The sequence below is a fragment of the Lonepinella koalarum genome, assembly GCF_004565475.1.
In the GTDB taxonomy this organism is placed as follows: Bacteria; Pseudomonadota; Gammaproteobacteria; order Enterobacterales; family Pasteurellaceae; genus Lonepinella; species Lonepinella koalarum.
Genome location: NZ_SRHX01000012.1, coordinates 1 through 13,609, shown reverse-complemented (window position 1 = coordinate 13,609; position 13,609 = coordinate 1). Strand labels below are relative to the sequence as shown.

Here is a 13,609-nt window from a genome sequence, read left to right as displayed (position 1 = left end):
AAGAAATATTATGTTTATTAATCGACTAAAAAGAGCAAAACAACATCTTGAGAAAATGAACTATGTGCCACAAGTTGCGGATGATATTGAATTTATTTCAGGTCCGAAAGCATTTAAACAAGCCATTATTGAATTGATCCGTCATGCTAAAATACGCATTTATTTCACCGCACTTTACTGGCAATTTGATGAAGCTGGCGAAGAAATTTTGGCGGAAATTTATCAAGCTAAAGCGAACAATCCAGATTTAGATGTTAAAATCTTAATTGATTGGCATCGCGCACAACGTAATTTAATTGGTGCGGAAGAAAGCACCACGAATGCGGATTGGTATGCAAAACAGCGAGCGTTACACCACAATGATCCCATGTTCTTTGGGGTACCGATTAATAGCCGAGAAGTGTTTGGTGTGCTACATATTAAAGGTTTCGTATTTGATGATACGGTGCTTTACAGTGGTGCGAGTATCAACAATGTCTATTTATATCAGCAAGAAAAATATCGCTATGACCGCTATCAAAAAATTAAAAATCCACGGTTAGCTGATAGTTTCGTGCGATTTATCCAACAATATTTAAGTGATCCTAATGTGGTTTTACCACTAGATGATAAACAGCGTCCAAAAACTAAAGAAATTAAGCATCAGATTAAGTCTTTTCGTCGTTATTTAATTGCTTATGCAAACTATCAGTTAGAAAGTGCGGTGCAATTTCAGGATAATTTATTAATTTCGCCTTTATTCGGTTTAGGGGCGAGAGATAATTTATTAAACCGCACCATCCAAGATTTATTTGTGCTGGTCGAACAAAAACTGATCATCTGCACGCCGTATTTTAACTTTCCACGCACATTGCAAATTAAGATTCGTGATCTGTTAAATGATGGTAAACAGATCGAAATTATTGTCGGTGATAAAACCGCCAACGATTTTTATATTCCGCCATCAGAACCCTTTAAAATGGCGGGTGGATTGCCTTATTTATATGAGAAAAATTTACGTGCTTTCTGTAAAAAATTCGAACATGAAATTAATAATGGACATTTGACCGTTCGTTTATGGAAAGATCAAGATCATAGTTATCACCTAAAAGGTATTTGGGTAGATAAAAAATATATGTTATTAACCGGCAATAACTTAAATCCACGCGCATGGCGGTTAGATGCTGAAAATGGGTTGTTTATTTCTGATCCCAAGCAGCAACTACAACCGAAAATACAACAAGAATTAAGTGAAATTCGTCGATATACCACAATCGTAAAACATTATTCGGAACTCGACACCATGGAACACTATCCGGAGCCAGTGCAACGCTTATTAAAACGTTTTGCTCGTATTAAAGCGGATAAATTAATTAAGATGATTTTATAATGTCGCATAGTAAGAATAACAGCTTAAAAATTGCCACCAGACAAAGCCCACTGGCATTATGGCAAGCCAATTATGTTAAACATCGCTTGCAAGCCCTTTATCCTGAGTTAACCATTGAACTGGTTAAAATGATGACCAAAGGGGATGTGATTTTAGACACACCATTAGCTAAAATCGGTGGAAAAGGTTTGTTTGTCAAAGAATTAGAACATGCATTGTTAAATGGCGAAGCGGATATTGCCGTGCATTCTATGAAAGATGTGCCGATGCAATTTCCGACTGGTTTAGGTTTAAGTGTGATTTGCCAGCGTGAAGATCCACGTGATGCCTTTGTGTCAAATCATTATAAAAATTTGGCTGAATTGCCACAGGGTGCGATAGTTGGCACATCCAGTTTACGCCGTCAGTGCCAATTAAAGCATTTACACCCCGATTTGCAAATTCAATCCTTGCGTGGCAATGTGGGAACGCGTTTAAGCAAGTTAGACAATGGCGATTATGCGGCAATTATATTAGCCTCCGCAGGATTAATCCGTTTAGGATTAGAACAACGTATTGCCTCTTTTATTGATGTATCCGATTGCTTACCCGCAGCAGGACAAGGGGCGGTTGGGATTGAATGCCGAGTGGATGATCAACGTGTACAACAATTACTTGCGCCGCTTGCCGATGCAGACACCACCGCGTGCGTACTGGCTGAACGAGCGATGAATAGCCATTTACAAGGTGGTTGTCAGGTGCCGATTGCTGGCTTTGCCGTAATACAACAAAATGAACTCTATTTACGAACGTTGGTAGGTTCATTAGACGGTTCGCAAATTATCCGCGCCGAAGGCAAAAGTGCGGTGCAAAATGCGGAAGTTTTAGGGCGACAAATTGCTGAGCAATTATTGGCGCAAGGGGCAGATAAAATCTTAGCGGAAATTTATCAGGATTAAGCGTTATGGCAGTGTTAATTACGCGCCCAGATCAAGCGGGCAAACAATTAGCGGAGAGGCTGAATAAAGTTGGCATAGCCAATATTCATTTACCGTTTTTTTCCATTTCTGCCGGACGAGAGCTCAATCAATTACCGAATAAAATTAACCAGTTAAAATCGGGTGATTATATTTTTTGTGTCTCCAAAAGTGCGGTGAATTTTGCCGTAGAAACCTTATTAGCCACCGGCTTTCAATGGCGAGAAGATATTGATTATTTTGCTGTGGGGCAAGGCACTGCGGAATATTTGGCAAGCCAATGCGGAATTACTGTACATTATCCATTTCAACAAGAAAACAGCGAGGGAGTGTTAAATTTAGCCTTAATGCAAGATTTAGAGGATAAAAACATCCTGATTTTACGCGGCAATGGCGGGCGTGAGCATTTTGCAGCACAAGCAAAATTACGTGGTGCGACAATAAATGTGCTAGAATGTTATCAACGCTTGCCAATAGACTATAATAATGACGAGCAAATTGATTTATGGAAACGTGCTGGCATTAACTGTGTTTTAGTCACCAGTGCGGAAATTTTAAATGCGTTGGTTGACTTTGTGCCAGTAAGAGAACAAACTTGGTTAAAAGGTTGTCAATTGGTTACCATTAGTCGCCGTATTGCGAATTTAGCGGTGGCAGTGGGTTGGCAAAAAGAAAATATTATTATTGCACCGAAAGCAGATAATGCCACTTTGGTCGAGACATTAGCAAGCAGGTTATTAACATCTTAATTTTAAGCGAGAGAGAGTTGGTATGAGTAATAAAAAAGAAATGCAATCTGATGGCGTTCAGAACCAAGGCGCTACGGGGACAACTGAGGGGAAAACGGTGGGGACAGATGCTGGTGAAGTGAAGAAAAACATCACTGACAAGGCAGGCAAACAAGTCAATGTTGAGCCGACGTTAGATTCTGCAAAAGTCGAAACATCCAAGGTAGAGTCGGCTAAAGACCGTGTTAAAACCGAGCCGCAACACACCGAACCGGAAAAAATTAAACCACAACAAACCGAAACCGTGGTGATAAAAAAAGGCAGTTCCGCATTAGGTGTATTCGCTTTATTAGTGGCATTAGGACTTGGCGGCGCGGGATATTATTTCGGTCAACTGGAAGTGGATAAAATTAACCAAAAAATCACCGCACTTGAACAAAAAATTTCCAATAGTGTAGCGCATGTGGCGAATACAAGTAATACCCCGCTGGAAATGCCAAACTTTGCACAAGAACGGGCGCAAATTGAGCAGTTACTGGCTGGCTTAAACGCGCATGATCAAAAACTTGCCAGCCTAGCACAAAACTTGTCTGCACAAGATACTGCTTATACAAACTTAAAGGCAGAAGTGAACAAGCTGGCGAAAGCAAATAATGCACAACCAAGTGAGTGGCTACTGAGTGAAGCCGATTTTTTACTCACCAATGCGTTACGTAAACTCGTATTGGATAACGATATTGATACCAGTATTTCATTATTAAAAGTGGCAGATGAGGTATTAACTAAGGTCGATGAGCCACAAGTTAAATTAATTCGTGCCACAATTAACCAAGATTTAAAGCAATTGCTTTCAGTCAATCGCGTGGATCAAAATGCGATTATGCAACGTTTATCACAGTTGGCAAATAATGTGGATGAATTAGTGATTGCTAACGTGAATTTTGGCGATGAACAAAATCAAGAGACTAAAGTGTCCGATGACGTGAATGATTGGGAGAAAAATATTCAGAAAAGTGCCATATCATTCATGAATCATTTTATTCGCATTACCCCACGTTCGGAAAATGCCACTCAAGCCTTATTGGCACCGAATCAAGATATTTACTTACGTGAAAATATTCGCTTACGGTTACAAATTGCCATTTTAGCGGTGCCACGGCAACAAAATGAATTGTATAAACAGTCCCTTGAAACCGTTGCCGCATGGATTAGAAGTTATTTTGATACTAATTCGGAAACGGCTACCGCATTCTTAAAATCGCTGGATGAATTAGCAGAACAATCTATTTATATTGAAGTGCCAAATCAATTAAACAGTTTGAATGCGTTGGATAAATTACTCAATAAAACACCACAAGAAGTACAAAAAATTGAGATTTCAGCGGATAAAACCTTGACTGAATCCAATCAAGTGGCGGTGGAAGAAATAAAATCGGCGGAAGAAAATAACGCAGTAGAAGCAGTAGAAAGTAATGCAGCAGAAAGCATGACCGAAACACCCGCAGATGCAGATAATGGTGCAAAACCGGCTAACACAGAACAACAATAAGGAGCAATACAATGTTTAGAATTTTATTCCTAATGCTTGTATTACTGGCAGGCTTAATTGCAGGTCCTTATTTAGCCGGCAAACAAGGCTATGTGTTGATTCAAACAGTCAATACCAATTATGAATTATCACTGGTGACCTTAGTGGTATTTTTCGTCATCGCCATGGCGGTGGTTTATGTGATTGAATGGCTGGTGCGAAAATTCTTCCGTTTGAGCAACAGCACTTATGGCTGGTTTTCACGTCGTAAACGTGTGAAAGCGCAAAAACAAACCTTACAAGGCTTGATTAAAATGGATGAAGGCAATTATTCCAAAGCGGAAAAATTAATTGCTAAAAATGCCAAACATTCTGATGAACCGATCCTTAATTTTATCAAGGCAGCTGAAGCCGCTCAACAACACGGTGATGATTTCAATGCCAATAAATACCTAATGGAAGCTACCCAATTAGCAGGTTCAGATAATTTAGCCGTAGAATTAGCTCGTACTCGAATTTTGTTATTACAGCACAAATTGCCCGCCGCGCGCAGTTCGGTGGACAGTTTATTAGTGATGGATAACAGAAATCCAGAAGTATTAAAACTCGCCGTGGAGATTTATCAACAATCCGAAGCTTATGAAGCATTGGATCAAATCTTGCCGGTGATTGAAAGCACAAATATGTATTCTTCACCACAATTCACCGCACTGCAACGCGATGTGGCAAATGGCTTGTTAGACGAAATCATGAATGAAGAGGGCGCTGATGGTTTACTCGCGTGGTGGCAAGATCAACCCCGTAAACGCCATAATGACCACTATGTGCGTATCGGTTTAATTCAACGTTTAATTGATTGTAACGACCATGAATCGGCTTATGATTTGAGCGTGGAAACCTTGAAAAAATTAGCCTTGGAGAGTGATCTTAATTCTGCCTTGTATGCGCAAATTACGCGTTTACAAGCCAGCGATAGCAGTAAGCTGATTAAGCTATTACAAAAACGGGTAAAAAATAGTGAAGAAAGTGGCGCTTGTTGTGCTTATCGTGCCTTAGGCTATTTATATGTGCGTAATGCGGAGTTTGACAATGCAGCGGACGTGTTTAAAAAAGTGGTGGCGCATAAAGACCAACTGGAGCCGAATGATATTACCATGGCGACCTATGTCTTCGAACAAGTCGGCGAGCAGGAGCGAGCGAAACAATTACGTGATGAAGTGCTAAAATCCGCCATGGCAATAGATACGGTTGCGCTGAAAACAACGGAAAACGCCGATCGATTGTTGTTGGAACCGGCTAAAAATTAGCACAATACTAATCGAGTTATCACAAATATTATATTAGGCTTAACCCCGTATTAATACGGGGTTAAGCCTATGTAAATTTATGTAAAGATAATTGACATTGACATGGTTCAATGTCATTCTCCACAATAAGTGGGTGTCTTTTTCATTCATTCAGCATTTAGAAAGCTTAGTGAAGACTAATCTCTCTTGTAATCAACAAAATAGTAACACTTGTAAGATTCGGAATTACCCAACATGGTTGTAGGATAAGTCTTGAAAGTATGAGATTACGTACATTTAGGTATCACTACCATGAACCATATTTATAAAGTCATTTGGAGCCAAGTGGCGAATGCTTTTATTGCAGTCTCTGAATTAGCCAGCTCAAGAGGAAAAACCAACTCCATTAAAAAGGCTACACCAGTTTCATCCATAACCGATAGAACAACCCAACTCGGTTTACCTTTTAAATTAGCGACATTAACGGTTTTATTCATGTCACCATTTTCTGCTATAGCAGATGATGTCAATGCCGATAATCTTACTGTATCAGGAACTTCAACTTTTACCGGTACAGCCACATTTAATGGTGGTATTACAACCAATTCATTAACAATTAATGGCTCGGATATTTCAACTCAGATTTCTACTTTAGAGACGGATATTTCTAATAAAGCGGATCAAACGACAGTAGATACGCTAAGCACAACGGTTGATTCTAAAGCGGATCAAACGACAGTAGATGCGTTAACCACAATGGTTGATTCTAAAGCGGATCAAACGACAGTAGATGCGTTAACTACAACGGTTAACACTAAAGCGGATCAAACGACAGTAGATGCGTTAACCACAACGGTTGATTCTAAAGCGGATCAAACGACAGTAGATGCGTTAACTACAACGGTTAACACTAAAGCGGATCAAACGACAGTAGATGCGTTAACCACAACGGTTAATTCTAAAGCGGATCAAACGACAGTAGATGCGTTAACTACAACGGTTAATTCTAAAGCGGATCAAACAACTGTAGATACATTAACTGCTACTGTAGCAACAAAAGCTAGCCAAACGGATTTAAATAATTTAACCACGAATGTGACTAACTTAAATACCACAGTTACTAATTTAAACAACACAAAAGCAGATAAAACCGAACTTAACGAATTAAATACCACGGTTATCGCTAATAAGGCATTATTTGACAACTTAAATACTTCATTTAATACTTTAAATACGTCTGTTGATACTCTTGGTTTAACTACTATCTATTCTGGGATTAAATATTTCCGTGTAAATTCTACAGCGGATGATGCTCAAGCAACGGGTATGGATGCTTTAGCCGCGGGTCCTCGTGCAATCGCTGCAGGGGATCAATCGGTAGCCGTCGGCAATAATGCGCTTGCAGATCAGACAAATGCGACAGCCGTCGGTAATAATGCGATTGCAAATCAGACAAGTGCGACAGCCATCGGTAATAATGCGACTGCCACACATACAAATGCCACAGCAATGGGTTATAACGCCTGGGCAACGGGCAATGATGCTGTCGCAGCAGGGGCTAATACCAGTGCTAGAGCAAATGATTCCGTTGCTGTCGGGGAAAGTGCAAAAGTTGAAAATAGTGCTGAACAAGGGATCGCGATAGGGAGTGATTCCCGCGTAGGTACCAATCCATTGGGTGACATTGCTTATGGTGGTGGTTCAGAAGTTGTTATTGGTGATGGAAAAAGTTCCATTGCCATTGGTGATAATGCCACAGGGCGTGGTAATAACAATATTGCTATGGGTAAAAATGCGTTAACATCTAATAATGATGAAACGCTAGTTATTACCAGTAATAGTATTGCCGTAGGGACATCGGCGCAAACGATTGCGAGTGATAATGCCATTGCGATTGGTAATCACACAACAGTTGCAAAAAATGCAAGCTCATCATTAGCCATTGGCGACCAAGCGGTGGTGGCAGAAAATGCAACTAAAGCTGTTGCGGTTGGTTATACCGCAGTCGCTTCAGAGGAAAATACGGTTGCTATTGGCTCAATGTCAAAAGCAAGTGGAGCCAATGCCGTTGCGGTTGGTTCTAATTCAGCTGCTTCTGCGGCAAATAGCGTTGCGGTTGGTGTTAATTCTGTTGCTTCTACGGCAAGTAGCATTGCGATTGGTGATAGTGCACAAGCAACATCGAAAACAATTTCTATTGGTTTACAAGCAGGTCAAGGGCAACCTTTAGATGAGACGGGGACTAAAGGTTCTCATATTAATATTGGTGAAAATTCTGGTCAAAGTGTAATAGGTCAATCAAATATTGGCATTGGTTTTGATGCAGGTTCCGGTGTGGTTGGTAAAAACAATGTGGCGTTAGGGACTTCGGCGGGGAAAAATATTGCGAATGCAAATGAAACTTTAGGTGAGAATATCGCTATCGGTAGTAATGCCAACTCTTATGGTTCTGCCACCGCAATTCAACGTGCCACCGCCGTGGGTTCGCAAACTAAAGCCGGCAATGATGCCGTTGCCATCGGGTATTTGGCGAATGCCAGTGCAAAACAATCTGTTGCAGTGGGGCTTAATTCTCAAGCAACAGGAGCTGACGGTGTGGCTATTGGTTACAGTGCAATGGCGGAGGCTAATAGTGTTGCATTGGGAGCGAATTCTGTGGCAAAGGATAAGCCAGGTGGTGGTTATCTTACGGGAAACACGTCTCATTTAGTGGTTTCTGTAGGTGATTCGGATGCTAATCTTTTACGTCGTGTTGTGAATGTGGCTGATGGTGTAGATGATCAAGATGCAGTGACAGTTGCTCAATTGAAACAGACATCTGATGAGGTTTATAAGAAAGTAAATGCCGATATTAATGATCTTGCGATTACTGCTACATCAGGTATTAATTATGATGCAATAACCAGTCCAGATGTTAGTTCAGATGCAAGTGTAACCTTAAAGAATGATACTGGCAAAGGAACTGCAATTCACAATGTTGCCGCTGCTACAGCAGGTACTGATGCGGTTAATTTAGCCCAAGTTAATCAAATTGTGACTGATAATAAGGTTCATTACTTCAGCGTAAATGATGATGGTTCGCAGTTAGGTAACTATGACAACAACAAAGCAATAGGTTCTCTATCTATGGCTGTCGGTCAAGGGGTGGCCGCACTTGGTGAACGAAGCGTTGCTATTGGTAATGATGCGAGTGCATATGGTACAGGTTCTATAGCAATGGGTACATTTTATCAAGGTTCAGTGGAACTTGATGATGGTGTACCACAATCTAGCCAAACTAATGTGAATAATAAGAATCAAAATTATAAATATGGATTAGCGGTTGGTGCGGGCGCAAATAGTGAAGGTAATAACTCTATTGCTATCGGTAGTTTAGCGGCGAGTTCAACAAAAACCAATGAACCGGTTGATCGCGCGATTGCTCTTGGTTATCGTGCGACGTCTTCTGCCAATAAAGCAAATGCAATCGGTGATCGTGCGACTGCTGCTGGCGTACAAAGTAATGCCTTTGGTAGTGAAGCATATGCAGGTGGGGCATCTTCTAACGCTATTGGTACACAAGCATCTGCAACAGGGGCATCTTCTAATGCTATCGGTACATCCGCACAAGCTTCTGGTACTAATTCCATTGCCTTGGGTACAAATCAACGAGTAACAGGTGAAAGTTCGGGGGGGATTGGCTATGCTGGTGTGATTGGTGGGACGGGTACTTATTCACTCGGTAATACGAATAGTGTGGTTTCGGCGAATGCCAGTGGTATTTTTGGTAATAGTAATCTTGTCAGTAAATCAATAGAGAATATTCGGGTTGTGGGTAATGCCAATGAAATCGGTAATGTGACGACGCCAACGCCAAGTGGTGAGGATCCAGTGAATATCTTAAAAGATATTTATGTGACCGGTTATGGCAATACCATTAGTAGCAGTGAAAAACTCGCCGCAGATTTAAGTGGTTTATTTATTTACGGTCATCATAATACGGTGGCACAAATTGATGATGCCACATCAACAACCACAACCACTGAAGAAGATGTGGCAATTACGGATTCTTCAATTATCGGTGCTAATAATACTCTTAATACAGCTGGGTCAGATTACTTTATTTTAGGTAATAATGTCACGGCAACCCAACAGAATTCGGTTTATTTAGGTAACGCTTCTGCTTATGTGGCAGTGAGTGCCAGCACTAAAGGGATGGAATCCTATGATAGTATTACTAGTGATGACGGTATAACCTATACTTTCGCAGGGGCTACACCAACAGGCGTCGTAACAGTGGGTTCGGTAGGTAATGAGCGCCGCATTCAAAATGTAGCAGCAGGCTTAGTGAGTAGTACCAGTACTGATGCGATTAATGGAAGTCAATTATATACCTTAACGCGTCCATTACGTTTCGGCGGTGATAACTCCGTTATTACTAACCCAGATTCTCCAGCAGCGGGAGATGCTAATGTTATTTCTCTCAGTTCAAATCAAGCGATTGATATTACGGGGGGGGGGGGGGATGCCTCTAAATTAACGACTAAAGCAGATAAAAATATTGGTGTTATCGTAACAGATGATAACTCAATGGAAGTGAGATTAGCCAAAGAGTTAACCAATTTAACCAGTGCAACATTTGGTACCGATTCAGATAAAACAGTGATCAATAAAGATGGTATAACCATTACTAATAGCGGTAAAGCTAATGTGAGTTTAACTGATACTGGTTTGGATAATGGTAATAATAAAATTATTAATGTCGCCAATGGTACAGTTAGTTCAACGTCAACTGATGCAGTGAATGGATCACAGTTATATGCAACTAACACTATAGCGAATGCGGCAAACAATACTGCCAATAATGCCAATACTACCGTAAACAAAGGTTGGAACATCAAGACTTCCCAATCGCAAGGGGGTAACGTTTCTAATAATACCACCACGAATGTTAAGATGGGCGATACCGTCACTATTGATGCGGGGCAAAACATTAATATCACCCAAAACGGTCAAAATATTTCGATTGCCACATCCATGACGCCAACATTTACCTCGGCAACATTTGGTGGTAATACTGTTATTAATGGTAGTGGTTTAACGATTACGGGTGGTCCAAATGTCACTACAGCAGGTATTGATGCCGGTAATAAGAAAATCACTAATGTGAGTGCGGGTGTCGCAGATACAGATGCGGTTAATATGAGCCAATTAAATGCTACCATTTCTACCGCATCTGATAATACCTATTGGAATATTCAAGAAAATGGTACTCAAAAAGACCAAGTAAAAAATAACGACAATGTGAGTTTTGCCAATGGAACAGGTACCACTGCAACAGTTGATTTGACTGGTACGACATCAACTGTCAAATATTCTGTGAATAAATCAGATTTAACTGTTAATTCGACGACTGGCAAGGTTGATGCTCCAACAGTTGGTGATTATTTTGCCACTGCTGAACAAGTCGCCAAAGCGATTAATGACTCTGAAAAAACTACCAGCGTAAATAGCACAACTGACGCTATTACGGTAACTTCTACGACTTCTGGTCAAAATACCAATTATGCTTTAGATCTTTCTCAAGTGACCAAGGATTCGTTGAAAAATGCCGATTCAGCTTTACAAAGCTTTACCGTTGGTGCAGATAATACAGGAACCAATGTTACCGTTAATCAAACACAAGCCCACTTTGATATTATCGGTGGTAACAGTAATATAAATACCACTGTAAGCGGTAACCAAATCAAAGTTAATTTAAATAACACCTTAGATTTAAGTAGTGGCGGTAGCGTGACTATTGGGGATACCTTGTTAAATAGTACAGGGTTAACGATTAAGAACGGTCCAAGTATTACTAAATCTGGTATTAATGCGGGTAATCACACAATTACCAATGTAGCAAATGGTACAAACGGTACCGATGCCGTAAACTTAAATCAGTTAAATGCAGTAAATGCCACAGCCAGTGCGGGTTGGAACTTAAATACCAGTGGCAATGCGACCGTTGCTAATGTGGCACCAAACAGTACAGTGACGTTCAATGGTGATAACAATATTAATGTGACGCATACCGGCTCAACAGTAAACTTTACTTTAGCATCTAACTTAACTGCCACCACTATCACCCTAAAAGGTGAAGCGGGGACTAACGGCACTATCGGCTTAGACGGCGCTAATGGTACGATCGGCTTAACCGGCAAAGACGGAGCAAGTGCCAATATTACCGTGGTTAATGGTACCAATGGTATTGACGGCACCAATATAACCCGTATTGTTTATGATAATCAGACCGTGGCGACCTTAAATGATGGTTTAAAATTTGCGGGTAACCAAGGTGATACCATTGCTAAAAAACTCGGTGAAACATTAACGATTAAAGGCAGCCTAGCGAATGAATCTGCGGCAACGGCAGAAAACATCCGCGTGGATAGTGAGAGTGGTAATTTAGTGATTAAATTAGCACAAAATCTCACTAACTTAACCAGTGCAACCTTTGGTACCAGTGACACAGATAAAACCGTAATTAACAAAGACGGCGTGACCATTACCAATGGCACAAATACCGTAAGTTTAACCGAAACCGGTTTAAATAATGGTGGTAATAATATTACCAACGTGGCAAATGGTACAAACGGTACCGATGCCGTAAACTTAAATCAGTTAAATGCAGTGAATGCCACAGCCAGCGCGGGTTGGAACTTAAATACCAGTGGCAATGCAACGGTTGCTAATGTGGCACCAAACAGTACAGTGACATTCAATGGTGATAACAATATTAATGTTACACATACCGGCTCAACGGTAAACTTTACTTTAGCGTCTAACTTAACTGCCACCACTATCACCCTAAAAGGTGAAGCGGGGACTAACGGCACTATCGGCTTAGACGGCGCTAATGGTACGATCGGCTTAACCGGCAAAGACGGAGCAAGTGCCAATATTACCGTGGTTAACGGTACCAATGGTATTGACGGCACCAATATAACCCGTATTGTCTACGATAATCAGACCGTGGCAACCTTAAATGATGGTTTATTCTTCACGGGTGATGATACCAACGTTACCGTAGGTAAGAAACTCAATGAAACCTTAACCATTAAAGGTAATTTATCGCAAAGTGCCAATGTCACTGATCAAAATTTACGTGTTGATGTGGTAGATAAGGCGTTAGTAATTAAAATGGCGAAAGATCTAACTGATCTGAATAGTGCAACCTTTGGTACCAGTGACACGGATAAAACCGTAATTAACAAAGACGGTGTAACCATTACCAATGGTACAAATACTGTGAGCTTAACCGAAACCGGTTTAAACAACGGTGATAATAAAATTACCAATGTGAGTGCCGGTATCGCAGATACCGATGCGGTAAATATGAACCAATTAAATGCAGTTAATACTACGGCTAACGCTGGTTGGACGTTGACTGACGGCACAAACACTTCGACCGTGAAACCAAATGCAACGGTTGCCTTAACCAATACCGATGGCAATATCAATATCATTAATAACAATGGTAGCGTTACATTTGATTTAGCCAACGAACTTGATTTAGGGGCGAATGGTTCGGTGACAATAGGTAATACGAGTGTTAATAATGACGGTTTAACGGTGGGTAATACCAGCGTAAGCAATAATGGCTTAACCATTGTGGGCGGACCAAGTGTTACTAAAAACGGTATTGATGCGGCAAATACGAAAGTCACCGGCGTGGCGGCGGGGGATATTTCCGCCACCAGTACAGATGCGATTAACGGCAG

At 40.8% G+C, this 13,609-nt stretch carries 6 protein-coding genes; all 6 read left to right on the top strand.

Going from position 1 to position 13,609, the window contains the following annotated elements; all coding sequences use genetic code 11:
- Positions 1–10 precede the first annotated feature (10 nt).
- Entirely contained in the window at positions 11–1,369 is a 1,359-nt protein-coding gene (gene pssA, locus E0709_RS11200; RefSeq protein WP_132302598.1) for a CDP-diacylglycerol--serine O-phosphatidyltransferase, read from the top strand.
- Entirely contained in the window at positions 1,369–2,307 is a 939-nt protein-coding gene (gene hemC / locus E0709_RS11195) for a hydroxymethylbilane synthase (protein ID WP_132302599.1), read from the top strand. The genes pssA and hemC overlap by 1 nt, the downstream gene beginning before the upstream one ends.
- A 5-nt stretch (positions 2,308–2,312) precedes the next feature.
- Positions 2,313–3,074, top strand: a complete 762-nt coding sequence (locus E0709_RS11190) for a uroporphyrinogen-III synthase (protein WP_132302600.1) — start codon at positions 2,313–2,315, stop codon at positions 3,072–3,074.
- A gap of 40 nt (positions 3,075–3,114) precedes the next feature.
- The gene (locus E0709_RS11185; RefSeq protein WP_132302685.1) at positions 3,115–4,602 is read left to right on the top strand and encodes a uroporphyrinogen-III C-methyltransferase; all 1,488 of its coding nucleotides are present in this window, start codon (positions 3,115–3,117) and stop codon (positions 4,600–4,602) included.
- Positions 4,603–4,613: 11 nt separating this feature from the next.
- Positions 4,614–5,888 carry a heme biosynthesis protein HemY gene (locus tag E0709_RS11180; RefSeq protein WP_132302601.1) on the top strand — a complete coding sequence of 425 codons (1,275 nt, stop codon included), beginning with the start codon at positions 4,614–4,616 and terminating at the stop codon, positions 5,886–5,888.
- Between the two features lie 291 nt (positions 5,889–6,179).
- A partial coding sequence (locus E0709_RS11175; RefSeq protein WP_135107936.1) for a beta strand repeat-containing protein occupies positions 6,180–13,609 on the top strand: 7,430 nt, incomplete at its 3' end.